The sequence below is a fragment of the Pseudomonas entomophila genome (assembly GCF_013523165.1).
In the GTDB taxonomy this organism is placed as follows: Bacteria; Pseudomonadota; Gammaproteobacteria; order Pseudomonadales; family Pseudomonadaceae; genus Aquipseudomonas; species Aquipseudomonas entomophila_A.
On the sequence record NZ_JAAMQI010000016.1, the window covers coordinates 74,243 to 99,445 of the forward strand.

General features: G+C 65.0%; 23 protein-coding genes. 16 read left to right on the forward strand and 7 right to left on the reverse strand.

Going from position 1 to position 25,203, the window contains the following annotated elements; genetic code table 11:
• Positions 1–24: 24 nt before the first annotated feature.
• A complete protein-coding gene (locus G7Z99_RS14065) occupies positions 25–1,086 on the forward strand; it encodes an HlyD family secretion protein (protein ID WP_181094775.1) in 1,062 nt (353 codons plus the stop codon).
• Positions 1,083–2,513 carry an efflux transporter outer membrane subunit gene (locus G7Z99_RS14070; protein WP_181094777.1) on the forward strand — a complete coding sequence of 477 codons (1,431 nt, stop codon included), beginning with the start codon at positions 1,083–1,085 and terminating at the stop codon, positions 2,511–2,513. Before G7Z99_RS14065 ends, G7Z99_RS14070 begins: the two co-directional genes overlap by 4 nt.
• A 401-nt stretch (positions 2,514–2,914) precedes the next feature.
• Here G7Z99_RS14070 and G7Z99_RS14075 read toward each other — a convergent pair whose 3' ends face one another.
• Together G7Z99_RS14075 and G7Z99_RS14080 are read right to left on the reverse strand one after the other, a co-directional pair.
• Positions 2,915–3,739, reverse strand: coding sequence for an SDR family oxidoreductase (locus G7Z99_RS14075; RefSeq protein WP_181094779.1), 825 nt, complete (start codon positions 3,737–3,739; stop codon positions 2,915–2,917).
• A gap of 31 nt (positions 3,740–3,770) precedes the next feature.
• A complete protein-coding gene (locus G7Z99_RS14080) occupies positions 3,771–4,235 on the reverse strand; it encodes a multidrug transporter (protein ID WP_181094781.1) in 465 nt (154 codons plus the stop codon).
• A gap of 167 nt (positions 4,236–4,402) precedes the next feature.
• On the opposite strand from G7Z99_RS14080, the gene G7Z99_RS14085 reads away from it, so the two are divergent.
• Positions 4,403–5,269 carry a hypothetical protein gene (locus tag G7Z99_RS14085; protein ID WP_181094783.1) on the forward strand — a complete coding sequence of 289 codons (867 nt, stop codon included), beginning with the start codon at positions 4,403–4,405 and terminating at the stop codon, positions 5,267–5,269.
• A 72-nt stretch (positions 5,270–5,341) separates the two neighbouring features.
• Here G7Z99_RS14085 and yaaA read toward each other — a convergent pair whose 3' ends face one another.
• Positions 5,342–6,118, reverse strand: a complete 777-nt coding sequence (gene yaaA / locus G7Z99_RS14090) for a peroxide stress protein YaaA (protein ID WP_181094785.1) — start codon at positions 6,116–6,118, stop codon at positions 5,342–5,344.
• 129 nt (positions 6,119–6,247) lie between these two features.
• Between yaaA and G7Z99_RS14095 the strand changes: the two genes are divergently transcribed.
• From G7Z99_RS14095 to G7Z99_RS14120, 6 genes are all read left to right on the forward strand, one after another.
• Positions 6,248–7,447 (forward strand): polysaccharide deacetylase family protein, encoded by a 1,200-nt coding sequence (locus tag G7Z99_RS14095; protein ID WP_181094787.1) that lies wholly within the window; start codon positions 6,248–6,250, stop codon positions 7,445–7,447.
• A 266-nt stretch (positions 7,448–7,713) separates the two neighbouring features.
• Positions 7,714–9,108: a PhoH family protein gene (locus G7Z99_RS14100; RefSeq protein WP_181094789.1), complete on the forward strand. Its 1,395-nt coding sequence runs from the start codon at positions 7,714–7,716 to the stop codon at positions 9,106–9,108.
• Positions 9,109–9,207: 99 nt separating this feature from the next.
• Positions 9,208–9,678 (forward strand): cyclic pyranopterin monophosphate synthase MoaC, encoded by a 471-nt coding sequence (gene moaC / locus G7Z99_RS14105; protein ID WP_181094791.1) that lies wholly within the window; start codon positions 9,208–9,210, stop codon positions 9,676–9,678.
• Positions 9,678–9,923, forward strand: coding sequence for a MoaD/ThiS family protein (locus tag G7Z99_RS14110; RefSeq protein WP_181094826.1), 246 nt, complete (start codon positions 9,678–9,680; stop codon positions 9,921–9,923). Before moaC ends, G7Z99_RS14110 begins: the two co-directional genes overlap by 1 nt.
• A 2-nt stretch (positions 9,924–9,925) precedes the next feature.
• Positions 9,926–10,372, forward strand: coding sequence for a molybdopterin synthase catalytic subunit MoaE (moaE, locus tag G7Z99_RS14115; RefSeq protein ID WP_181094793.1), 447 nt, complete (start codon positions 9,926–9,928; stop codon positions 10,370–10,372).
• Positions 10,373–10,861: 489 nt separating this feature from the next.
• Positions 10,862–11,311 carry a GNAT family N-acetyltransferase gene (locus G7Z99_RS14120; RefSeq protein WP_181094795.1) on the forward strand — a complete coding sequence of 150 codons (450 nt, stop codon included), beginning with the start codon at positions 10,862–10,864 and terminating at the stop codon, positions 11,309–11,311.
• Between the two features lie 389 nt (positions 11,312–11,700).
• Here G7Z99_RS14120 and rhlB read toward each other — a convergent pair whose 3' ends face one another.
• From rhlB to algW, 3 genes are all read right to left on the reverse strand, one after another.
• Positions 11,701–13,167 carry an ATP-dependent RNA helicase RhlB gene (gene rhlB, locus G7Z99_RS14125; protein WP_308812294.1) on the reverse strand — a complete coding sequence of 489 codons (1,467 nt, stop codon included), beginning with the start codon at positions 13,165–13,167 and terminating at the stop codon, positions 11,701–11,703.
• A gap of 102 nt (positions 13,168–13,269) precedes the next feature.
• Complete coding sequence (locus G7Z99_RS14130; protein ID WP_181094799.1) at positions 13,270–13,926, reverse strand: alpha/beta hydrolase; 657 nt, start codon at positions 13,924–13,926, stop codon at positions 13,270–13,272.
• A 147-nt stretch (positions 13,927–14,073) separates the two neighbouring features.
• Positions 14,074–15,243, reverse strand: coding sequence for a Do family serine endopeptidase AlgW (gene algW, locus G7Z99_RS14135; RefSeq protein ID WP_181094801.1), 1,170 nt, complete (start codon positions 15,241–15,243; stop codon positions 14,074–14,076).
• 203 nt (positions 15,244–15,446) lie between these two features.
• On the opposite strand from algW, the gene G7Z99_RS14140 reads away from it, so the two are divergent.
• The 4 genes from G7Z99_RS14140 to G7Z99_RS14155 all read left to right on the forward strand — a co-directional run bounded on the left by G7Z99_RS14140 (position 15,447) and on the right by G7Z99_RS14155 (position 20,721).
• Complete coding sequence (locus G7Z99_RS14140) at positions 15,447–16,205, forward strand: Nif3-like dinuclear metal center hexameric protein (protein ID WP_181094808.1); 759 nt, start codon at positions 15,447–15,449, stop codon at positions 16,203–16,205.
• Between the two features lie 253 nt (positions 16,206–16,458).
• On the forward strand, positions 16,459–17,376 hold the full coding sequence (gene cysD, locus G7Z99_RS14145) for a sulfate adenylyltransferase subunit CysD (protein WP_181094810.1): 918 nt from the start codon (positions 16,459–16,461) through the stop codon (positions 17,374–17,376).
• A gap of 15 nt (positions 17,377–17,391) precedes the next feature.
• Positions 17,392–19,293, forward strand: coding sequence for a sulfate adenylyltransferase subunit CysN (gene cysN, locus G7Z99_RS14150; RefSeq protein ID WP_181094812.1), 1,902 nt, complete (start codon positions 17,392–17,394; stop codon positions 19,291–19,293).
• 231 nt (positions 19,294–19,524) lie between these two features.
• Positions 19,525–20,721: a methionine gamma-lyase gene (locus G7Z99_RS14155; protein WP_181094814.1), complete on the forward strand. Its 1,197-nt coding sequence runs from the start codon at positions 19,525–19,527 to the stop codon at positions 20,719–20,721.
• Between the two features lie 239 nt (positions 20,722–20,960).
• On the opposite strand, the gene G7Z99_RS14160 is transcribed toward G7Z99_RS14155, so the two are convergent.
• Positions 20,961–21,395 (reverse strand): YhcB family protein, encoded by a 435-nt coding sequence (locus tag G7Z99_RS14160; RefSeq protein WP_060394913.1) that lies wholly within the window; start codon positions 21,393–21,395, stop codon positions 20,961–20,963.
• A gap of 139 nt (positions 21,396–21,534) precedes the next feature.
• Here G7Z99_RS14160 and G7Z99_RS14165 point away from each other — a divergent pair, with 139 nt between their 5' ends.
• The 3 genes from G7Z99_RS14165 to zapE all read left to right on the forward strand — a co-directional run bounded on the left by G7Z99_RS14165 (position 21,535) and on the right by zapE (position 24,723).
• Positions 21,535–22,170, forward strand: coding sequence for an alpha/beta hydrolase (locus G7Z99_RS14165; protein WP_181094816.1), 636 nt, complete (start codon positions 21,535–21,537; stop codon positions 22,168–22,170).
• A 25-nt stretch (positions 22,171–22,195) separates the two neighbouring features.
• Entirely contained in the window at positions 22,196–23,545 is a 1,350-nt protein-coding gene (locus tag G7Z99_RS14170; RefSeq protein ID WP_181094818.1) for a tryptophan--tRNA ligase, read from the forward strand.
• 83 nt (positions 23,546–23,628) lie between these two features.
• Positions 23,629–24,723, forward strand: coding sequence for a cell division protein ZapE (gene zapE / locus G7Z99_RS14175; protein ID WP_181094820.1), 1,095 nt, complete (start codon positions 23,629–23,631; stop codon positions 24,721–24,723).
• Positions 24,724–25,203 lie beyond the last annotated feature (480 nt).

Here is a 25,203-nt window from a genome sequence, read left to right on the forward strand (position 1 = left end):
GGGGCTGCATTCGGAATTCTTCGCATGAACAACCCTCGCAAGACCCTCATCATCGGCTCGGTGCTCGCCGTGGCCGTGCTGGCGGCCCTCGTCGGGCCCTGGCTGCTCGGCAGCGATGAACGCCAGAGCACCAACGACGCCTACGTGGTCGCCGACTACACCGTGGTCGCACCGAAGGTCGCCGGTTTCATCGAGCAGGTGCTGGTCGAAGACAACCAGCAGGTCAAGGCCGGCCAGTTGCTGGCGACCCTCGATGCACGGGACTACCAGGCCGCATTGGAAGCCGCCGAGGCGCAGCGGCTGGTCGCCCGTGCCCAGAGCGTCGATGCGCGGGCCACGCTGGAGCGGCAGCAGGCGCTGATCGCCCAGGCCGAGGCTGCATTGCAGGCGGCCAAGGCCGAAACGGCGTTCGCCAGCCAGGAAGTCGGGCGTTATGGCCGCCTGGCCGAGCAGGGCGCGGGCACCGTGCAGAACGCTCAGCAGGCCCGCAGTCGTGTCGATCAGGCGCGAGCCCGCCAGGCCAACGCCCAGGCCGCGTTGCAGGCCACGCGCAAGCAGGTGGACGTGCTGCAGGCGCAGATCGCCAGCGCGGACGGCCAGCTCAAGCGCGCCGAGGCAGGCGTGGAACAAGCGCGCCTGGCGCTGTCCTACACGCGCATCACCGCACCGGTCGACGGCATGGTGGGCGAGCGCGCGTTGCGCGTGGGCGCCTACGTCAATCCAGGCGCCCGATTGCTGTCGGTGGTGCCGCTGCACCAGGCCTACGTGCTGGGCAACTTCCAGGAGACGCAACTGACCCATGTGCAACCGGGCCAGGCGGTCACCCTGCGTGTCGACACCTTCGGCGACGCGGTGCTGCACGGCCATGTGCACAGCATCGCCCCGGCCACTGGCGTGACCTTCGCGGCGGTCAAGCCGGACAACGCCACGGGCAACTTCACCAAGGTGGTCCAGCGGATCCCGGTGAAGATCGTCTTCGACGACGGCCAGCCTCTGCTGGCGCGGCTGCGGGTCGGCATGTCGGTCGAGGCGACCGTCGACACCCAGAGCGATCGTCTGGGCGGCGCGCAGGTCAGCGCACGATGAGCGCCCTGACACGCCTGAGCCCGTGGCTGGCCATTCTCCTGCTGACAGGCTGCACCCTGGGGCCGGATTTCCAGCGTCCCGACGCACAGGCCCCTGTCGCCTGGGAGCCCGTGCAGGGGCAGCGTGCTGCCAGCCAGCCTGAAGCGCAGCCCCTGCAGATGCGCTGGTGGGACACCTTCCATGACGCCCGTCTCAGCGCCTTGATCGAGCGCGTTGCCCAACACAACCTCGACCTGAAGATGGCCAGTGCGAGGTTGCTGCAAAGCCGGGCACTGCGCAGCAGCGTGGCGAGCGACGAGGTGCCGTCGGTCGGGGTCCAGGCGGGCTATGACCGCGCACGCAACAGCGCCGAAGGCCTCAACGACCCGTCTGGACGCAGCGGCAAGTCGGCCTACGATCTCTGGCAGGGCGACTTGGTCGCAGGCTGGGAGCTGGACCTGTGGGGGCGGGTGCGCCGCCAGGTGGAAGCGGCCGATGCCTCCGTCGCCGTGGCGGAAAACGACCGGCGCGGCGTGCTCCTGGCCTTGCTGGCCGAAACGGCGGGTGACTACATCCAGTTGCGTGCGACCCAGCACACCTTGCGGGTGACGCAGGAAAACCTCGACGTCGCCCGGCACAGCCTGAGGCTTTCGCGCAGCCGGCAGGCCGAAGGGGTCGCCACGCGCCTGGACGTGGCCCAGGCCAGCGCGCAGGTGGCCTCGATCGAAGCACGACTGCCCAGCCTCGAAGCACGCCGTGACGATCTGATCAACGCGCTGAGCCTGTTGGCTGCCGAGCCTCCACGCAGCCTGCAGACGACATTGCTGGCCGAGGCCGACCTGCCTGCACCGCGTCAGGCCTTCGCCATCGGCGTGCCGTCGGAACTGGCCGCGCGTCGCCCGGACATCCGCCAGGCCGAAGCCCGGCTGCACGCCGCCACTGCGAACATCGGCGTGGCCCAGGCGGACTTCTACCCGAGCATCCGGTTGTCAGGCAGCGTCGGCTTGCAGGCCATGCAACTGTCCGATTTTGCCGGCTGGGATGCGCGGCGCTTCGCTTTCGGCCCGCAGGTGTCGCTACCGATCTTCGAAGGCGGGCGCCTCAAGGGCAATCTGCACCTGCGCGAGGCCCAGCAGCAGGAGGCGGCCTTGAACTACCGCAAGGTGGTGCTTGGCGCCTGGCACGAGATCGACGATGTGCTGCGCCTGTACAACGCCAGCCAGTTGCGTCGGGATCACCTGGCCGAGGCAGTCAAGGAAAACCGGATCGCCCTGGAAACGGCCCAGCGCCAGTACGTGGAAGGGGCGGTGGATTTCGTCAACGTGTTGACCGTGCAAGGCGCCTTGCTGGCCAGCGAAGAGCAGTGGATCGACAGTTCGGCTGCCGTGTCGCAGGCATTGGTGGGGTTGTACAAAGCCCTGGGCGGTGGGTGGCAGGCGTTCGAGTAGTCGAAACCGTCCAGGCTTGGAGAGGGGGGAGCAGGCTGGTCAGCGTCGTTCGATGGCCATGACGAGGCATACGTCCACAGGTCATTGTTGCATCCACAGGTTCATCGGCCTGGTACAGGCAAGCGCAGTCCTCCTGTGGGAGCGGGCTTGCCCGCGATAGCGTCCGGCCCATCACCGCCTGCATCGCGGGCAAGCCCGCTCCCACACAGAGGGTGAACCGCTCTGTCAGATCAGTGATTGGGCCCGCAGGGCTCATGGAATCAGCCCATGGGATGGAGCATTGATACGGACGTGCACGACCTGCCTTCTGGCAGCTCGCACCGCCCTTGGCGGACGCTGGCTTGCCAGCGACGGCGCCTGACCAGTTATCGTCTGCATGGGGACACGTACCCAACCGTGGCCTAAAGCGAACGCAGCAAACCAAAACGTCTCTTCAGTACCCAATCCAACCACCGTCGCGGCACCCAGCGGGCCAGCCAGGGCAGCGCCAGGCTGCCGTTGCCTACCCGCACGCGGATCGGGACCGGACGGCGTGAACACGCCTGCAGTACGTCATGCGCCAGCACCGTCGCCGGCGTCGGTCGGTCCAGCGAGGCGCGGGCCCTGGCACGGACGCCGTCGCGCAGTGGCCACCACGGCGAGTCGGGGGTCAGTACCTGCTCGGCCTGACGCTCCGCGTGCGTGGCGAAGCGCGAAGCGATGGCCCCTGGCTGCACCTCCATCACCTGGATACCGAATGGCGCCAGCTCCAGGCGCAATGCATCGTTTACCGCATGGACGGCCGCCTTGGACGCGCAATAGGCACCCGCGAACGGCGTCACCAGCACGCCCGAGACGCTGCCGACGTTCACCACCAGGCCTCGGTTGCGGCGCAGCAACGCGAACAGCGCGCGCGTCACGTCCACCAGCGCGAACACGTTGGTCTCGAACTGCCGACGCAGCGCCTCGCCGCCACCGTCCAGCAACGGCCCCATGGCGCCGTAGCCCGCATTGTTGATCAGCACGTCCAGCCCGCCTTCCTCGGCCTCGAGCCGCTCGGCCAGGCGCGACACGCCCGCGGCGTCGGTCACGTCCAGGGCGTACCCACGCAGGCCGGCAGCATTGAGCCGTTCGACGTCCTCATGGCGGCGCGCCGTGGCCCAGACGCGATGGCCCGCATCGCGAAACGCTTCGGCGAGGGCGTGGCCGATGCCACTGGAACAACCGGTGATCAGAACGACGGACATGCAGGGTTACCTGTCAACGTGAAGGGGCGGGTCAATCCGCGAAGCGGCCTTGCACCTGCTCGGCGCGGAACGTCAGCGTCTGCACCCGATAGCCGGCCCGTACCGGTGGCAGAGGCAGGCAGTCGGCCCAGGCGGCGCCCGGCTGCAACTGGCCCGGGCCCTGGTAGCGTGGCGAGTCGTAGGTGTTCTCGGCCAGGTTGATCGTATCGCCTGGCGCATAAGCAGCGACCTGCCAGCGCAGCGCGACCAGGGGCACGTCGTTGCCATTCTTCATCTCGACCCGCAAGGCGCGATCGGCCGGGCATTGGTCAGGCGCGTAGTGCAGGCCAAGCGCGAGGCGCGCCAGCTGGGTCGCCTCGCGATGATCCTGCCAGGCGACCCAGACGGCGACCAGCCCCAGCCCACAGACCGCCGCCAGCGAAATCACCAGCGCCTTGGCCGGATAACGCAGCAGCAACACCAGCCAGGTGAGGATGAGCAATGCGCCGATGATCATGAGGGCCATGTCCTTGGAGTGAAGGTGACATCCTATCCCGTCAGGGGTGTGCCTTCAAAAGGCCTGTGTCGCGGCAAGGGCTAGCACTTCTGCCAGTGGTCCGGCTTTGAGCAAAACCTTTAGGGTTTTTACAACGCTGCATCACGCAGTCATCAGAGGGTAAGAACATGCAAATCGAACACATGGTCGCTGGCGCTTTGCAGACCGACAACGCCACCGGCTCGCTGTCCGCCACGGTTTCGCCCGCTGGATGGGTACCTGGCAATCAATTCGTCGCAACGTCGGTTCATTTCTCTCGGACCGAGAGCACGGTGGGTGTCCTGGGCATGATCCGCGAGGAGCGCTCTGACGGCGCTCAAGCCTCCGATCCGATCTACATGTTCCTGGGCTTCCCCACCAGCATCAAGGATGGCGATCATGAGATTGGCGATAAGGAGACAGGCGTGTGGGCCTATTTTGCCGGCTCGACGGGCGGTTATGCCACAGGTGGCAAGGTTGGAGGCCTCAAGTGGGACAAGGACGCAGGCACCCTGCAAGTCGCTCACTTCGAATTCGACGGCAAAGCCGAGAACGATAAAGCGTTTTCCATCACTGACGGGAGGTTCTATGTCGAAGGTGAGAACGCGCTGTCATCCTTCGACAGCAGCGAGTTGACGGCGACTGGCTCCGGCTCGGCGTCGATCAGTCCGGCGTTCATGACGATCGATCAGTTCACGGCCAACCGCTTCGAGCTTCATTACGACGCCAATGCATCCAAAGGCTTTGTCACCTTGGTGGAGTACGATGAGCAAAACGTGGGACGTGCAGGCGCACGCCTTGGCTTCAGCGTGGCTGAAGGCGTCGTGATGCCTGACAAGGCTGCACTCCTGGTTGGGTATGGCTTGTACCCGGCAGACCCTGACACCTTCACCATCACAGAGGCTTCATGGAATGAGGACAGGACGCACGTGGCCTTCACCTACACGTTCAACCTCAGACGCTCGAACGAACCACTGACCGTTGTGAATGGCAAGCTTGATGTGAGACGTGGCTGATTGCCGATGGGTCATCCTGAGCCTGGCACCTGACGCCGTGCCCTGGCGTCAGGGCACCTGTGCCGTGTCGCCTCAAGGCGCCTCGTCGCGCAGAAAGACCAGTCTGTCTGCGTTCGAGGCGTCTTGTTCATACCGATACCCCTGCGCATCGAACGCCTTCAGTCGCGCAGGATCCTCGACACGCTCCTGGATCATGAAGCGCGCCATCAGTCCACGGGCCTTCTTGGCGTGGAAGCTGATGATCTTGTACTGCCCGTTCTTGAAGTCGCGGAACTCGATGTCGACCACGCGTGCCTTGAGCGCGTCACGCTTGACCGCACCAAAGTACTCGTTGCTCGCCAGGTTCAACAGCACGTCGTCGCCCTGGTCGGCCAGGGCCTGGTTCAGCCCCTCGCTCAGGCGCGTGCCCCAGAAGGCGTACAGGTCCTTGCCCCGGGCATTGGCCAGGCGCGTGCCCATCTCCAGCCGGTAGGGCTGCATCAGGTCCAGCGGTCGCAGCAGGCCGTACAACCCCGAGAGCATGCGCAGGTGCTGTTGGGCGTAGTCGAAGTCATCTTCGCTCAGGCTGTCGGCGTCCAGTCCGGTATAGACGTCGCCCTTGAACGCCAGCAGTGCCTGCTTGGCGTTGTCTGGCGTGACGTGCGCCGACCAGCTGCCGAAGCGCGCGGCGTTCAGCCCGGCCAGCTTGTCCGACAGGTGCATGAGCTCGGCGATCTGCTGGGGCGAAAAATCGCGCAATTGATCGATCAGCAGCTGGGCATGGTCCAGGTACTGCGGCAGGGTATGGCGCTGGGTGACCGGCGGGGTTTCGTAGTCGAGGGTCTTGGCAGGTGAAAGTACGGCCAGCATGGTTCGGCTCCTGAAGTCAGCGGACGATTCTAAAGCGGCTGGCAGGTCACGCCAAACCCCATGGCCTCGAACTGCCACGATCGGCTGACGACGGCTATAGTACGCGGCTCGTCCACAGGGAGTTGCCGCATGCGTGTCGCCTGGATCGTCCTGGCCGTTTTCCTCGCCACCGTGGCCCAGGCCGCGCCGACGCCGTTCGTCAGCCTCGACCGCAGCGTCTGGCCGGAGCGGCTGGACAGCCCGGTGCTGTTCGACGTCGCCTCGCGCGCGCAGATTCTCTCCTTCGCCCAGGTCCTGCACGACAGTGAGGGGCTCGATGAGCAGGCCCTGGCCGACCGCCTGCAGCTGCGCCAGATCAACCTGCAGTCGGTGCGTGCCGTGCGCGCCAGGATGTGGGGGCGACTGTGGGACAACTACCAGCAGGCCCTGCAGAGCTGTGATCTGGATGCCTCGTTCTGCTTCCCGGCCGAGTCCCTGGCCGAATTGCGCACCTTGGCCGCGACCTTCGATACCCAGGTCGGCGCGTTCTACGCCGGCTGGATCGAGCCCAGCCGGCAGTTCCACGTGCGCTACCTGGATGACCTGCTGCGCAAGGCCGCGCTGCTGCCGCGCCTGGAAAGCGAGGTCCAACGGTTCCTGGACCCTGAAGGCACGGGCGGTACGTTCGGCGACCGCCTGTTCCTGCTCAGCGTCGTCGGCGGCCCTGACCTGACGGATGGCGCGTCCGAAACGCTCGCCCACTACTTGCGCGAGCAGCAGGTCTCCGCGCTGTTCTTCGTGCTGGGCAGCCGCTGGCAGCAGCGTCGCGACGCCACGTCCGCCGCCACGCTGCGCGAGCGCTATGCCGGTCACTGCGTCGGCCTGCAAGGGTGGGAGTACCGCTCCCACGCGCAGTGGCAGGATTGGCAAACCTCGCTGCAGCGCAGCCAGGCCAGGATCCAGGGCGATGCGCCCCAGCAATACGTCGGCTGGTTCCGCCCGCCCTATGGGCAACGGCGCCAAGATGGCCAGGCGTTCATGGCCGCTCGCCAGCTACGGGTTTCGCTGTGGGACATCGACGCCCAGGACAACGGGCCGCTCAGCGCCGAGCAGTCGGCGCAGCGCGTGCTCAGCCTGATGCTGCTCTGGCGCCACGGCATCGTGCAGTTCAACGAGACCTCGGCCAAGGCGCAACCTGCGGTGCAGCAGGTGCTGACGCTCACTGCGCAGAGCGGCATCGGCTGGGCCGATTGCCATGGGGATTTCCAGGCGCCGCCCGTGCGTGAGGCCGAGCAGGGCACCGAGGTGTTCGTGCCGGCGGAGGATGAACACGAGGAGGTTGACCACTGACTGTAGTCGCACCTGGACGACAAACCAAGGCGTGTGGTCAGTCGGAAGAAATAAACTGCGCAACCACGGGAAAAGACTTTTGCCTGCCATGGGTTTGCGGTATGTAGGAGATGGACAGCCGAATCCTGCAGCACAGGTGGCGTCATCCAGGCCCGCATGGCTGCAGGTGCGCTCCCCGCCCGTAACGACGCGGATACGGGGAGAACGGTGTCACTTCGCGGCGCGGTGATAGCGCGCCGTCTGGCTCCCACATAAGGTGACAGAGTATGGATGACCAAGGACGCACCCCTTCTTCCGACCAGCCAATCCTGTATGTGCTCGATACCAACGTCCTGATCCACGACCCCAATGCATTGCTCAACTTCGAGGAGCATTACGTCGCCATCCCGATGACCGTGCTCGAAGAGCTCGACAAGCTCAAGGCCGGCAAGCACACCGTCGCCGCCGAGTGTCGCCAGGCCATCCGCCTGATCGACCAGACCCTGGGCGACGCCTCGCCCCAGGACGTCGAGCGCGGCGTGCCGATCCAGCGCGGCAAGAGCGGCCCGAAAGGCTACCTCTCGATCCTGATGACCCCGCGCAACGACCCGGCCCAGCTGCTACCGGAAACCCTCAACGACAACATCATCATCAACCAGGTCCTGGAAGTGCGTGCCCGACGCAAGGACCTGAGCGTGGTGCTGGTCACCAAAGACATCAACATGCGCCTGAAGGCGCGGGCCTGCGGCATCGCCGCCGAGGACTACAGCACCGACCAGCTGGTCGACGACGTGTCGCTGCTGTCCAAGGGCTACCACTCGGTGACCGGCTCGTTCTGGGACCGGGTCGACAAGGTCGAGACGCGCCAGGAGCGTGGCCGCACCTGGCACCGCGTCCACCTCAACGAAACCATCGCCCCGGTGCACGTCAACGAGTTCATCATCGACGAGCAGGGCTTCGTCGGCTGGGTCAAGGGCGTGCGCGGCGACGAGTTGCTGTTGCTCGACCTGCATCAGGAGCCCTTGCTGCACCAGGAGGCCTGGGGCCTCAAGCCGCGTGACATTCACCAGGCGCTGGCGCTGTTCGCGCTGCTCGACCCGGACATCCACCTGGTCAACCTCACTGGCGCCGCCGGCTCGGGCAAGACCATCCTGGCCCTGGCCGCCGCCATCGAGCAGACCATGGTCAGCAAGCGTTACCGGCGCATCATCGCGACCCGCAGCGTGCAGGGGCTCGACCAGGAGATCGGCTTTCTGCCCGGCACCGAGGCCGAGAAGATGGAGCCCTGGCTGGGCGCCATCACCGACAACCTCGAAGCCTTGCACATGGACGACGAGAACACCCACGGCAGTGTCGAGTACATCCTCGAGCGCGTGCCCTTGCAGTTCAAGTCGCTCAACTACATCCGCGGCCGCAGCTTCCAGCAGAGCTTGATCCTGATCGACGAGTGCCAGAACCTCACGCCGCACCAGATGAAAACCATCATCACCCGGGCTGGCGCGGGTTCCAAGGTGGTCTGCCTAGGCAACCTGGCGCAGATCGACACCCCTTACCTGTCGGCCCCCAGTTCCGGGTTGACCTACCTGACCGAACGCTTCAAGGACTTCCCCCACGGCGTGCACATCACCCTGCAAGGCGTGCCACGTTCGGTCCTGGCCGAATACGCCGAATCGCACCTGTAAGGCTTCTCCCTCCCGCCGGGCGCCTGGCCGCCCGGCTTTTTCCGTTCCGGGAACCTCGGCGTCGGGTTTACACTCTTTGCCTCTTACCGGAGGAAAACCGTGCTGACCCATCTCGATTCCCAAGGGCGCGCCGCCATGGTCGACGTCACCGACAAGGCCGTCACCGCCCGTGAAGCCATCGCCGAAGCGCGGGTGCGCATGCGCCCGGAGACGCTGCGCATGATCGTCGACGGCGAGCACCCCAAGGGCGACGTGTTCGCCGTGGCCCGCATCGCCGGCATCCAGGCCGCCAAGAAGACCAGCGACCTGATCCCGCTGTGCCACCCGCTGATGCTGACCAGCGTCAAGGTCGAGCTGCACGCCGAGGGCACCGACGCGGTGCACATCCGTGCGCGTTGCAAGCTGGCCGGGCAGACGGGCGTGGAGATGGAGGCCCTGACCGCCGCCAGCATCGCCGCGTTGACGATCTACGACATGTGCAAGGCCGTCGACAAAGGCATGGTCATCGAGCAGGTGCGTCTGCTGGAAAAGACCGGCGGCAAGAGCGGCCCTTACCAGGCGGAGGCATGATGCAGGTTCGAGTGGTGTACTTCGCGCGTTACCGCGAGCGGATCGGACGCGAGGGCGACACATTGGAAGGCACGTTCACCGTGCTCGACGACGTGCGCCGTGCGTTGCTGGCCAAGGGCGATGCCTATGCGGTATTGGGCGAGCAGAACCTGATGTGCGCGCGCAATCAGGACCTGTGCCGGCTCGACGAACCGGTCGCCGAGGGCGATGAAGTCGCCTTCTTCCCACCCGTGACCGGGGGTTGAGCATGAGCGTTCAGGTCCAGCAGGCCCCCTTTCAGCCCGGCCAGCAACTGGAGGCCTTGCATGCTGCCAACGTCGGCGTGGGGGCGGTGGTCGGCTTCGTCGGCTACGTGCGCGACTTCAACGATGGGCGCGACGTCGCCGGAATGTTCCTCGAGCATTACCCAGGCATGACCGAGAAGGCCCTGGCCAAGATCGTGGCATTGGCACATGCGCGCTGGCCCCTGTTGAACGTGCAGGTGCTGCACCGTATCGGTGCCCTGGCACCGGGCGAGCCGATCGTCTTCGTCGGCGTGGCCAGCGCCCATCGCCAGGCCGCGTTCCAGGCCTGCGACTTCATCATGGACTACCTCAAGACCCAGGCGCCGTTCTGGAAAAAGGAAACCACGCCCGACGGCCCCCGTTGGGTCGAAGGGCGCCAGAGCGATCAGGACGCGGCGCAGCGGTGGTGAGAAGGGCGGCAAGTGGCAGGGTTCTGTAGCTATGGGGAATCCACTCGCCGCCTTTGCGCTGCGCGGTCGCGCAGAGGATAGGGTGATGACCAGCAGGATTGAAAGGCTTGATCGCTGAGCGATTTCCGGAGCCGCTCATTTGTAGCCATCTCGTCACAAGACCGGCTGTCACGGCCCTGTGGGAGCGGGCTTGCCCGCGATGGCGTCCGGTCCGTCACCGCCTGCATCGCGGGCAAGCCCGCTCCCACAAAAGGGCGTGTGCCGGTCTGTCAGACCAGCAATGCGGTCCAAACCCATGACGCCGGACTGGCCGCGGTTAGACACGCAGGGCTCACAAGGTCTGTAAATCATTCCCTCCAAGATCAACAATGTCTTTATGAGCGCTGTTGTGCATTCCTGCGCCGTCTACCAGCATTCAGCTTGCTGTGAGCCCTCAGGAGGAGAATGTACGATGCACTAAGCTGTGGTCTTTAGGCTTGAGGTCTCTTCATGAAATATCACGTTCGTCCTGGAACAAGCGCAGATGCAGCAGCGATTAGCCGTGTAGTGCTAGCCGCCCTGCGTGAGTCAAATTCACAAGATTACCCGCCTGATGTGATTGCTCAGGTTGAACGGAGCTTTGCTCCTGAAGTCGTCATCGCACAACTTGCTAAGCGCAGGGTTTTCGTAGCATTGCTGGGCGAAAAAATTATCGGCACTGCTGGGCTCGACGGCGACGTAGTCAGAAGTGTTTTCGTTGATCCAGCTCACCAAAAGGTCGGTATAGGTCGGTATTTGATGGAGGTTATTCACGCAACTGCTGTTCATGCCGGCATCGGGACTCTACGCGTGCCATCGTCGATCACAGCTGAAGAGTTCTATAGCGCGTTGGGTTATCAGAAAGTCCGCGACGAAGTGCATGGAGCTGAGCGCACCATCGTTATGGAAAAACGGCTTTAGGATCAGCCCCACTATCTACCATCTGGCAGGCAATGGTTTAGCGATATCATGCGCTCTCCGGGCCAGCGAGCGCGTCAGTACATTCCCAGACAGCAATATGGATCATGCTCACTCATGTGCGCCGATGGATCAGGAACATGATTACAGCCACCTGATTTGCTGATAACGCTGGCTTCGATGCCATGGCTGATGGCAACACGGGACAGGGTTGTGCCAGTTGTAGACGTTTCTGAGCGCCCCAAGCTTTGAAGGGGGCTGGCCAACGCCTTGTCATCGCGTGAAACGCTTGGCGACAAGAGTGAGGGTGGCCGCTTGAACATACGCGGCCACCTTCTTCCTTGAAGCTGGCATTTGAAAAATGCATTCGCCGGACGGTTGCAGCCTGCCGTTCAAGGCGTGCGCTTGGGCACCGCCGCCAGCAGCTCCTGAGGCGGCATTTCGCACTTGATCTTGCGGCCGAGCAGGGCTTCGATCCCGGGGAGCTGGTAGGAGTCGTCCTCGCCGGCGAAGCTGATCGACACACCACTGGTTCCGGCGCGGCCCGTGCGGCCGATGCGGTGCACGTAGTCGTCCGGATCTTCGGGCAGGGTGAAGTTGATCACGTGGCTGATGCCGTCGATGTGGATGCCGCGGCCAGCCACGTCGGTGGCCACCAGCACGCTGACGCGGCCTTCGCGGAAGTTCTCCAGGGTGCGGATGCGCTTGTGCTGCGGCACGTCGCCCGACAGCTGGGCGGCGTTGATGCCGTCGCGCACCAGACGCTCCTCGATGCGGCGCACCTCGTCCTTGCGGTTGGCGAAGACGATCACCCGCTGCCACTGGTTGAGGGTCACCAGGTTGTACAGCAGTTTGTACTTGTCGCTGCCGGCCACCGCATACACATGCTGCTCGACGGTGTCGCTGGCGACGTTCTCCGGCTCGATCTCGACGATCGCCGGGTCGGTGGTCCACTGCTTGGCCAGGTTCATCACGTCTTCGGTGAAGGTCGCGGAGAACAGCAGCGTCTGGCGTTCGCTCTTGGGGGGCGTCTGCCGGATGATCTGACGGACCTGCGGGATGAAGCCCATGTCGAGCATGCGGTCGGCTTCGTCCAGCACCAGCACCTCGACCATGTCCAGGTGCACTTCGCCGCGCTGCTGGAAGTCCAGCAGGCGGCCCGGCGTGGCCACGAGGATGTCGCAGTAGCGCGCCTCGAGGCTCTTGAGCTGCTTGTCGAAGTCCATGCCGCCGACGAAGGTCATCACGTTCAGGCCGCTGTAGCGGGTGAGGGCCTTGGCATCGTTGGCGATCTGCACCACCAGCTCGCGGGTCGGCGCGATGATCAGCGCCCGTGGCTCGCCCATGTAGCGCTCCTTGGGCGGGGGTGTCTGCTGCAGCTGCGAGATGATCGAGATCAGGAACGCGGCGGTCTTGCCGGTGCCGGTCTGGGCACGGCCGATGGCGTCCTCACCACGCAGGGTATGGCCCAGCACCTGGGCCTGAATGGGCGTGCAGTAGGGGAAGCCCAGGTCGTGAATCGCGTGCATCACCGTGTCGGACAGCGCGAAATCATGAAAGCGTGTCTTGCCCTCCTGGGGCTCGACCACGAAGTCCTCGCGTTTCCACAAAGAGGCTTGAGGCTTGGGACGCGGTGGTCGTGCGCGCTGCGGCGTGTTCGCGGCAGGCGCGACAGTCGGGGCGGCGACCGGCGGTGTGGGCGGCGTGGGCGCGGGCTGCGACACGGCAGGCGCAGGTGTCGTCGGGGCCGCTTCGGCAGCCTGGACGGGCGCCGTGCGGGGCGCCATGGCAGCGGGGACGGCGGCTGGCTGAACGCCGGCCTCACCCATGCCAAAGAGTTTCTTGAGTGCCTTGAGCACGGTCATCTCGTCGATTGGTTAAGGAATGTACGGCGGGCAGTGTAATGCAAGAACCCGGCTCGGCGCAGGTTATTGCCGCGACGAGCCTGGCCAAGGGCGCGCTCAGCGTAGTTTTTCGCTCAACCAGTCGTGGATGTCGCTCAGTTCGGCGACCACCACTTCATGCTCCATGGGGTATTCCTGCCAGCGCGCCGGGACACCCCAGGTGTTGAGGTACTCGAACGCCGTGCGGCCCATGGACGGCACCACCACCGGGTCGTGCACGCCATGCAGGCACAGGGCTGGCGTGCGCTGCTGGCAGGCGCTGAGCTGGTGCTCGTCGCCGAAGGTGGGGGCGTAGGTCGAGAGCGCCAGCACGCCGCCCAACGCTTCCTGCCACTGGACGTAGGCCGTGTGCAACACCACGGCGCCGCCCTGGGAGAAGCCGGCCAGTACGATGCGAGTCAAGTCGATGCCCTTGGCCCGCTCGGCCTCGATCAAGGCGATCACCCGCTCGGCGGAGGCTTCGAGCTGCGCCTCGTCGATGGCACGTGCCGGCGTCATGGCCTTGATGTCGTACCAGCTGGGCATGGCGTAGCCGCCATTGATGGTGACGGGCTGGGTCGGCGCCTGGGGCAGGATGAAGCGCGTGCTCAGCAGACGTTCCTGGAGAAACTCGGCCACGGGCATGAAGTCATAGCGGTCAGCGCCCAGGCCATGCAGCCAGATCACACAGGCGTCGGCGGTCTGTTGCGGTTCGAGGATCAGCGGGTCGGTCATGAAAGCTCCTGGAAAAGACGCACGCTCTGCGCGGAACGGGGAACGTGACGGAGGCGTGAAAGACCTCGAAGCATGTCACGGCCCCGCGAAATTTCCTATGCACATGCGTCGATCGAGGTCGGGCCGCCGCGGCAGCCCGACCCAGGCTCACCCTTCCGGCGGGGTGGCGACCGGCGCCGGTGGCGGTCGCATGCCGACTTCGGCGACCAGCTTGAGCGGCTGCCCGTTGCGCATCACTTCGATCACCACCTTGTCGCTCGGCTTGATCCGCGCCACCTGGTTCATCGACTTGCGCCCGTCGCCGGCCGGCTCGCCGTTGATGCTGAGGATCACGTCGCCGACCTGCAGGCCTGCGCGCTGCGCCGGGCCTTCGCGGAAGATGCCGGCCACGACGATGCCGGGGCGGCCTTTCAAGCCGAACGATTCGGCCAACTCCTGGCTCAGGGGCTGGACCTCGATGCCGAGCCAGCCGCGAATCACCTGGCCGTGTTCGATGATCGACTTCATCACCTCCAGGGCCAGCTTGACCGGGATGGCGAAGCCGATGCCTTGCGAGCCGCCGGACTTGGAGAAGATCGCGGTGTTGATGCCGATCAGGTTGCCGTTGGCATCGACCAGTGCACCCCCCGAGTTGCCGGGGTTGATGGCCGCGTCGGTCTGGATGAAGTCCTCGTAGTTGTTCAGCCCCAGCTGGTTGCGCCCGGTGGCGCTGATGATGCCCATGGTCACGGTCTGGCCGACCCCGAACGGGTTGCCGATGGCCAGCGAGACGTCGCCGATGCGGATGGTGTCGGAGCGGCCGATGGTGATCGCCGGCAGGTCGGTGAGGTCGATCTTCAGCACCGCCAGGTCGGTTTCCGGGTCGCTGCCGATGACCCGTGCCAGTGTCTCGCGGCCATCCTTGAGCGCCACCACGATCTGGTCGGCACCGGCGGTCACGTGGTTGTTGGTCAGCAGGTAGCCTTCGCGGCTCATGATCACCCCCGACCCCAGGCTGGACTCCCAGCGCCGCTGCTTGGGCAGGTTGTCGCCGAAGAAACGCTTGAACTGCGGGTCCTCGAACAGCGGGTGGGCGTTCTTGCCGGCGGCCTTGCTGGCCTTGGTGGTGTACAGGTTGACCACGGCCGGCGCCGCCACGGTCACCGCGTCGGCGTAGGACACCGGGCCCTGCACGGTCTGCGTGGTCTGTGGCGCCTGCTGCAGGTTGACGTCCTGGCTGGGCAGGCCCACCCACTGGGGAAAGCGCTGGATCACCAGCAAGGCGATCAGCACGCCGGTCAGCAATGGCCAGGCAAAGTAACGCATGGACTTGAACATCGATCACATCCTGGAAAGGGCAGGGTGGGTGACGGCACACCCGGGAACGCGCGCGATCATACACATCCCGTGTCGCGACGACGATGCCGGCGTGCGATCGCGCCCGCCAGGCGACGGGTTTGCCCGTGTGACGGCCGCCCTTCGTATAATGGAGGCCTTTTCGGGCGCAGGTCCGACCACCCGCCGTATGGAGGAGATACCCGATGGCCGTTGCCCTGAATACCTTGGTCGAGGAAGCCGAACGCTACCTGGCCAGCGCGAAGATCCAGGATTACTGCCCCAATGGTCTGCAGGTCCAGGGCCGGCCCCAGGTACGCCGCATCGTCAGCGGCGTGACTGCCAGCCAGGCCTTGCTCGATGCGGCGGTGCAGGCCGACGCCGACCTGGTGCTGGTGCACCATGGCTATTTCTGGAAGGGCGAGAACCCGTGCATCACCGGCATGAAGCAGCGACGGCTCGCCACCCTGCTGCGCAACGACCTCAGCCTGCTGGCCTTCCACCTGCCCCTGGACGTGCACGCCGAGGTCGGCAACAACGTCCAGCTCGCACGGCAACTGGACATCACGGTCGAAGGGCCGCTCGATCCCGGCAACCCGAAGGTCATCGGCCTGATCGGCTCGCTGGCCGAACCGATGCCGGCCCGCGACTTCGCGCGTCGCGTCCATGAGGCGCTCGGCCGCGAACCCCTGCTGATCGACAGCGAGCGACTGGTCAGCCGCGTGGGCTGGTGCACCGGGGGCGGGCAGGGCTACATTGACGATGCCATCGCCGCAGGCGTGGACCTGTTCCTCAGTGGCGAGGCGTCCGAGCAGACCGTCCACAGCGCCCGCGAGAACGGCATCGGTTTCATCGCCGCCGGCCACCATGCCACCGAGCGCTACGGCGTCCAGGCCCTGGGCGACTACCTGGCCCGGCGCTTTGCCGTCGAGCACCTGTTCATCGACTGCCCCAATCCGGTCTGACGACAGCTACAGTCCAGCAGCAACCTGTGGGGCATGCCAGCGATAGCGACAGTGCCGACACCGCTGTCATCGCTGGCAAGCCCCACAGGTTCAAAACGCGTTGCTCGCAGCCCGAAACCCTCAAACCTCACGGCATATGGTTAGACTGTTTCGGTCTATCCCGCTGCCTAAATAGAACAGTGTCGCTGTGATAGAGTGCCCTGCTCGAACACGGCCCGACGGCCGTCCATAAGATCGTTTTTCGTGAGTAGCCATGGTCGACAAACTGACGCACTTGAAACAGCTGGAGGCGGAGAGCATCCACATCATCCGCGAGGTGGCCGCCGAGTTCGATAACCCGGTGATGCTCTACTCGATCGGCAAGGACTCTGCCGTGATGCTGCACCTGGCGCGCAAGGCTTTCTTCCCAGGCAAGCTGCCGTTCCCGGTGATGCACGTCGACACCCAGTGGAAATTCCAGGAGATGTACCGTTTCCGTGATCGCATGGTCGAGGAGATGGGGCTGGAGCTGATCACCCACGTCAACCCGGAAGGCGTGGCGCAGGGCATCAACCCGTTCACCCACGGCAGTGCCAAGCACACCGACATCATGAAGACCCAGGGCCTGAAGCAGGCGCTGGACAAGCATGGCTTCGATGCCGCCTTCGGTGGCGCGCGTCGCGACGAAGAGAAGTCCCGCGCCAAGGAGCGCGTCTACTCGTTCCGCGACAGCAAGCACCGCTGGGACCCGAAGAACCAGCGCCCGGAGCTGTGGAACGTCTACAACGGCAAGGTCAACAAGGGCGAGTCGATCCGCGTCTTCCCGTTGTCGAACTGGACCGAGCTGGACATCTGGCAGTACATCTACCTCGAAGGCATCCCGATCGTGCCGCTGTACTTCGCCGCCGAGCGCGACGTCATCGAGAAGAATGGCACCCTGATCATGATCGACGACGATCGCATCCTGGAGCACCTCTCCGACGAGGAGAAGGCCCGCATCGTCAAGAAGAAGGTGCGTTTCCGCACGCTCGGCTGCTACCCGTTGACGGGTGCGGTGGAGTCCGAGGCCGAGACGCTCACCGACATCATCCAGGAAATGCTGCTGACGCGAACGTCCGAGCGCCAGGGCCGGGTCATCGACCATGACGGCGCCGGCTCCATGGAAGACAAGAAACGTCAGGGCTACTTCTAACTTCAGGGTTACTCCATGTCGCACCAATCCGATTTGATCAGCGAAGACATCCTCGCTTATCTGGCTCAGCACGAGCGCAAAGAACTGCTGCGTTTCCTCACCTGCGGCAACGTGGATGACGGCAAGAGCACCCTGATCGGGCGCCTGCTGCACGACTCCAAGATGATCTACGAGGACCACCTCGAGGCCATCACCCGGGACTCGAAGAAATCCGGCACCACCGGCGAGGACATCGATCTGGCGCTGCTGGTCGATGGCCTGCAGGCCGAGCGCGAGCAGGGCATCACCATCGATGTCGCCTACCGCTACTTCTCCACCGCCAAGCGCAAGTTCATCATCGCCGACACGCCCGGCCACGAGCAGTACACCCGCAACATGGCCACCGGCGCCTCGACCTGCGACCTGGCGATCATCCTCGTGGACGCGCGCTATGGCGTGCAGACCCAGACCCGTCGCCACAGTTACATCGCCTCCCTGCTGGGCATCAAGCACATCGTCGTCGCCGTCAACAAGATGGACCTGAAAGGCTTCGATGAAGGCGTCTTCGAGTCGATCAAGGCCGATTACCTGGCCTTCGCCGACGCCATCGACCTGCAGCCCAGCAGCCTGCACTTCGTACCGATGTCCGCCCTCAAGGGCGACAACGTGGTCAACCGCAGCGAGCGCTCGCCGTGGTACACCGGCCCGGCGCTGATGGAAATCCTGGAAACGGTGGAAGTCGCGGCCGATCGCAACTTCACCGACCTGCGCTTCCCGGTGCAGTACGTCAACCGCCCCAACCTGAACTTCCGCGGTTTCGCCGGCACCCTGGCCAGTGGCATCGTGCACAAGGGCGACGAGGTCGTGGTCCTGCCGTCGGGCAAGAGCAGCCGGGTCAAGTCGATCGTCACCTACGAAGGTGAACTGGAGCACGCCGGCCCTGGCCAGGCCGTGACCCTGACCATGGAAGACGAGATCGACATCTCCCGTGGCGACCTGCTGGTGCATGCCGACAACGTGCCGCCGGTCACCGACCAGTTCGACGCCATGCTGGTGTGGATGGCCGAAGAGCCGATGCTGCCGGGCAAGAAGTACGACATCAAGCGTGCCACCAGCTACGTGCCGGGCTCGATCGCCAGCATCGCCCACAAGGTCGACGTGAACACCCTGGAGCGGGGCGCGGCCAGTGCCTTGCAGCTCAACGAGATCGGCAAGGTCAAGGTCAGCCTCGACTGGGCGATCGCGCTGGATGGGTACGAGAGCAACCGCACCACGGGCGCCTTCATCGTCATCGATCGCCTGACCAACGGCACCGTCGGCGCCGGCATGATCATCGCACCGCCGGTGCTGCCGCACGGTGGCACGGGTCAGCATGGCACTTCGTCGCACGTGAGTACCGAAGAGCGTGCGCTGCGCTTCGGCCAGCAGCCTGCCACGGTGCTGTTCAGCGGCCTGTCCGGCGCGGGCAAGAGCACCCTGGCCTATGCCGTGGAGCGCAAGCTCTTCGACATGGGCCGTGCGGTCTACGTCCTCGACGGCCAGAACCTGCGTCACGACCTGAACAAGGGCCTGCCGCAGGACCGCGCCGGTCGTACCGAGAACTGGCGCCGTGCTGCGCACGTGGCGCGTCAGTTCAACGAAGCCGGCCTGCTGACCCTGGCTGCCTTCGTCGCGCCGGATGCCGAGGGCCGCGAACAGGCCAAGGCCCTGATCGGCAGCGAGCGCCTGATCACCGTCTACGTACAGGCATCGCCCCAGGTGTGCCGCGAGCGCGACCCGCAGGGCCTGTATGCCGCCGGTGGTGACAACATTCCGGGCGAAGGCTTCCCGTACGACGTGCCGCTGGAGGCCGACCTGGTGATCGACACCCAGAGCGCGAGCGTGGAGGAAGGCGTCAAGCAGGTGCTGGACGTGCTGCGCACGCGTGGCGCGATCTGACGCACGACGCTCGACTGAAAACCCGCCATGGCGATGAGCCTGGCGGGTTTTTTCATGGATGATCGACAGGCAGAAGGATGAAGCCCTGCCAGGCTGGCAAGGCGGCGCGACCAGCAGCAGCGTGTAGACGATCGCGACTCCAGGACCCTTCGCAACACCTTCAGTCATGTCCGAGCGCGCAGATCGCAACGGTGGCATAAGCTTATGCCAAACCACTGGAGGCATTAGGTCATGGGCGATGCTGACGACCGCTACGGTTTTTCCACACGGGCCATCCACCATGGCTACGATCCCCAGGCCCATCAAGGCGCCCTGGTGCCTCCGATCTACCAGACCTCAACGTATGCCTTCCCCACCGTCGAGCACGGCGCGGCCTGTTTCGCAGGCGAAATCGACGGACACTTCTACAGCCGTATTTCCAACCCGACCCTGGCCGTGCTGGAACAGCGCGTGGCGTCCCTGGAGGGGGGCGAGGCGGCCCTCGCCCTGGCCTCGGGGATGGGCGCCATCACCTCGACCCTGTGGACTTTGTTGCGGCCAGGCGATGAGCTGATCGTCGGCCTGACCGTCTATGGCTGCACCTTCGCATTCATGCACCACGGCATCGGCCAGTTCGGCGTCACGGTCCGGCACGTCGACCTGGACGACCCGGTGGCGTTGGCCGCCGCCCTCACGCCGCGTACGCGAATGATCTTCTTCGAAACCCCGGCCAACCCCACCATGCGCCTGGTGGACATCGCCCGCGTGGTCGAGGTGGCGCGTCGCCATGACGTGCTGGTGGTGGTGGACAACACCTATTGCACGCCTTACCTGCAACGCCCGTTGGCATGGGGGGCCGACCTGGTGGTGCACTCGGCGACCAAGTACCTCAGCGGCCATGGCGACATCACGGCCGGTCTGGTCGTGGGCAGCGCAGCACTGGTGGGGCGGATTCGTCTGGAAGGGCTCAAGGACATGACCGGCGCCGTGATGTCGCCGCACGATGCCTCGCTGCTGATGCGCGGGATCAAGACCTTGGCGCTGCGTATGGACCGTCACTGCAGCAACGCCCTGGCCGTGGCGCAGCGGCTCGATCGGGCGCCTCAGGTCGAGCAGGTGCGCTACCCAGGGCTGGAACGCTTCGCCCAGCATGCCCTGGCGCAACGGCAGATGCGCCTGCCGGGCGGCATGATCGCCTTCGAACTCAAAGGTGGCGTGAGGGCAGGGCAGCGTTTCATGAATGCCTTGCAGCTGTTCAGCCGGGCTGTCAGCCTGGGGGACGCCGAATCCCTGGCGCAGCACCCGGCCAGCATGACGCACAGCGCGTACAGCCCCCAGGAGCGTCTGCAGCATGGCATTTCCGAAGGGCTGGTGCGGCTGTCGGTCGGGTTGGAGGATGTAGAAGACCTACTGGCGGACGTCGATCAGGCGTTGCTGGCCTGTGGATGATGAGCTTCAACGCGGTGCTTTACCGCTCATCGCGGGCAAGCCCGCTCCCACACCTGTAGCGGTCACCGGGTCATGCGAGCCGTACGGCTCTCTAGAGCGGTCTATCCTGTGGGAGCGGGCTTGCCCGCGATGAGGGCGGTGCAGGCACTGCGTTCATGTCCTGCTCGTCCTGCCTTGAGCGGCATTCGCCGCCGCCCACAAAAAAGGCCTCTTGCGAGGCCTTGGTGTCACTGCGCGATTCAGCGCTTCAGTCCATAGCTTTCATCGAGCATCCCCGGCGCATCGGGCGCCTTGGTCGCGTAGTCGCGAGGCGCCTCGGTGTCCTTGGGCGGGGTCAGGCGATCGCGGTGCGGCTGCGCGGCTTCGGCGTGCAGCGACGCCAGCAGACGCTGACGGGTCAGCTCGTCCAGGGCCAGGCGGTTGGCGCCGTCGGCCAGGTGATTCTGGACGTCCTGGTAGCTCTGGGTCAGGCGCGACACCAGGGTGGCGGTGCTGTTGAAGTGGGTGACCACTTCGTTCTGGTACGTGTCGAAGCGCTGCTGAATGTCATCCAGCTGACGCTGGGTGCTGCTCGGCACCGCTTTGGGCAGCAGACGAGCGAGGGCGAAACCGACCACGACGCCGACCACGAGGGCCAGGGTGGGTAGCAACCAAACTAGAAGCGAGTGTTCCACGAGTCCTTCCTCTCTAAACGGCTTTGCTTTACGTTACCGGCTCAGACCTGCGCTGTATACCGCGAGCGATCGCCAATATGCCAGAACAGAATTCCCAAGCTAGACGAGTCGACCTGTCCTGAGGTCACGGAGTAGTGCCTTGCTCATCCGCGAAACCCCGCTGTTCATCGACGGCCCCTGCGGCCCGCTGGAAGCGTTGCACCTGGACGTCACCGACGCACGTGGCGTCGCGCTGATCTGCCACCCCAACCCGGTCCAGGGCGGCACCCTGCTCAACAAGGTGGTCTCGACCCTCCAGCGCACTGCACGCGACGCCGGCTACGCGACGCTGCGCTTCAACTACCGCGGCGTCGGCCAGAGCGCCGGCAGCCATGACATGGGCGCCGGCGAAGTGGCCGACGCCGAGGCCGTCGCCGCCTGGCTCGGCGAGCGTTATCCTGGCCTGCCGCTGGTCGTGCTGGGCTTTTCGTTCGGCGGCTTCGTCGCGGCCAGCCTGGTCGGCCGACTCGAGGCGCGCGACACGCCGGTGCAGCACCTGTTCATGATCGCACCAGCTGTGATGCGGCTCGGCCCAGACTTCCCGCTGCCAGAACGCTGCACCCTGACCGTGGTGCAGCCGGATGCCGACGAAGTGGTGGCGCCGACGCTGGTCTACGAATGGTCCGACGCACTGGCGCGCCCCCACGAACTGCTGAAAGTGGCAGAATGCGGACACTTCTTTCATGGCAAGCTGACCGATCTGAAGGATCTGCTGCTGCCGCGTCTTTCGAACTGAGCCAAGCCTGATCAAGCGATTACCCATGACGACACGGATTCTCACCGGTATCACCACCACTGGCACGCCGCACCTGGGCAACTATGCCGGCGCCATTCGCCCGGCGATCCTCGCCAGCCAGCAGCCTGGCGCCGACTCGTTCTACTTCCTCGCCGACTACCACGCGTTGATCAAGTGCGACGACCCGCTGCGCATCCAGCGGTCGCGCCTGGAAATCGCCGCGACCTGGCTGGCCGGTGGCCTGGACCCGGACAAGGTGACCTTCTACCGGCAGTCGGACATCCCGGAAATCCCCGAGCTGACCTGGCTGCTGACCTGCGTCAGCGCCAAGGGCCTGCTCAATCGCGCCCACGCCTACAAGGCCTCGGTGGACAAGAACCTGGAAAACGGCGAAGACCCGGATGCCGGCGTGAGCATGGGGCTGTACAGCTACCCGGTGCTGATGGCTGCCGACATCCTGATGTTCAACGCGCACAAGGTGCCGGTCGGGCGTGACCAGATCCAGCACGTGGAAATGGCCCGTGACATCGGTCAGCGCTTCAACCACCTGTTCGGCCAGGGCAGGGAGTTCTTCGTCATGCCCGAAGCCCTGATCGAGGAGAGCGTGGCCACGCTGCCGGGGCTCGATGGCCGCAAGATGTCCAAGAGCTACGACAACACCATCCCGTTGTTCAGCAGCGCCAAGGACATGAAGGACGCCATTTCGCGCATCGTCACCGACTCGCGCGCGCCAGGCGAGCCGAAGGATCCCGACCAGTCGCACCTGTTCACCCTCTACCAGGCGTTCGCCACGCCTGCCCAGGCCGGCGAGTTCCGGCAGGCGCTTCTGGAAGGGCTGGGCTGGGGCGAGGCCAAGCAGCGTCTGTTCCAGCTGCTCGACGGTCAGCTGGGCGAGGCACGCGAGCGCTATCACCACTTGATCGAGCGTCCGGCGGATCTGGAAGACATCCTCCTGGCCGGCGCGCAGAAAGCACGCCGTACCGCATCGCCGTTCCTCGAGCAGTTGCGTGAAGCCGTCGGCCTGCGCTCGTTCCGTGCCAGCGCTCAAGTGGCCAGCGGGGCCAAGAAGAAGGCTGCCAAGGCTGCGCGCTTCGTCAGTTTCCGTGACGACGATGGCAGCTTCCGCTTCCGTCTGTTGGCTGCCGATGGCGAGCAACTGTTGCTGTCGCGCCGTTTCGCCGACGGCAAGGCCGCTGGCGCCGTGAGCAAGCGTCTGCAGCAAGGCGATGCGCTCGACCTGCGCGCCGAGGCGACGGGCTTCAGCGTCTGGCTCGACGGCGAGCAGGTCGCCGACAGCCCGACGTTCGCCGACGTCGCAGCGCGTGACCGCGCCATCGAAGGCCTGCGCGCTGCGCTGCAGCCCGTTCAGGACTGAGACAATCTGACGCAAGTCCGATTGCCATTACCCGGGGCCGTCGCTACAGTGACGGCCCGCTTTTGTTGCCTTGCTGACCACTTATGACGCCTCTAGAACGCTATCAAGCCGATCTGAAACGCCCCGACTTCTTCCACGATGCGGCGCAGGAAACGGCAGTGCGCCACCTGCAGCGGCTGTACGACGATCTGCTGGCCGCCGAGCACGACAAGCCTGGCCTGTTCGGCAAGCTGTTCGGCCGCAAGGAGCAGGCCCCCGTCAAGGGGTTGTACTTCTGGGGTGGCGTGGGGCGCGGCAAGACCTACCTGGTCGACACCTTCTTCGAGGCGCTGCCGTTCAAGCAGAAGATGCGCACGCACTTCCACCGCTTCATGAAGCGCGTGCACGAAGAGATGAAAACGCTCAAGGGCGAGAAGAACCCGCTGACGCTCATCGCCAAGCGCTTCTCTCAGGAGGCCAGGGTCATCTGCTTTGACGAGTTCTTCGTCTCCGACATCACCGATGCCATGATCCTCGGCACGCTGATGGAAGAGCTGTTCAAGAACGGCGTGACCCTGGTGGCGACCTCCAACATCGTGCCCGACGGCCTGTACAAGGATGGCCTGCAGCGTGCGCGCTTCCTGCCGGCGATCGCGATGATCAAGCAGAATACCGAGGTGGTGAACGTCGACAGCGGCGTGGACTACCGACTGCGGCATCTGGAGCAGGCCGAGCTGTTCCATTACCCGCTCAACGACGCTGCCCACGAAAGCCTGCGCCAGAGTTTCAAGGCCCTGACGCCCGAGTGCACCGAGGCGGTGGAGAACGACGTGCTGGTGATCGAGAACCGCGAGATCCACGCGCTGCGCACCTGCGACGACGTGGCCTGGTTCGACTTCCGCGCCCTGTGCGACGGCCCGCGCAGCCAGAACGACTACATCGAACTGGGCAAGATCTTCCACGCCGTGCTGCTCAGCAACGTGGAACAGATGGGCGTTGCCACCGACGACATCGCGCGCCGCTTCATCAACATGGTCGATGAGTTCTACGACCGCAACGTCAAGCTGATCATCTCGGCCGAAGTGGAGCTCAAGGACCTGTATACCGGCGGGCGCCTGAGCTTCGAATTCCAGCGGACCTTGAGCCGGTTGCTGGAGATGCAGTCCCACGAGTTCCTGTCGCGGGCGCACAAGCCTTGAGTGCAGGGGGGCAGTCAGTAGGCTGATGCCGGGGCCGTGGCTTGGAATGAGGGCCAGTGATAGCTGGCTTGCCAGCGACAGGGCCTGCTCAGGCACCGCCTGCATTGCGGGCAAGCCCCACAGATGGGCCGCGCGCTGATGTGCCAGGGCGCCGCCTGTGTCTCGGTTGACGCTATAACTTGCTCACTCCCTGGAGCTGCCGAGCGAGTTGCCGCTGCATGAGGCCCACGCGTTGTGCCTGGAGGGGTTGAGTGGCTGATTTTACGGCCCCTGCGGGGCCGATCGCGGCACAGGGGCCGCTCCTACACCGGAGCGATGGTGTTCTGTCAGATCAGCACTGCGGCCCTCCTGTAGGAGCGGCCCTGAACTGGTCAAGTAATTTTGGACACCGATTAAGGTTTATGCCGCCGCTTTGAGCTTTTCCTCCATGGCTACGGGAGTTTCGTAGCCGTTGTAGCTGTGGAGGCGCTTGAGGTTATA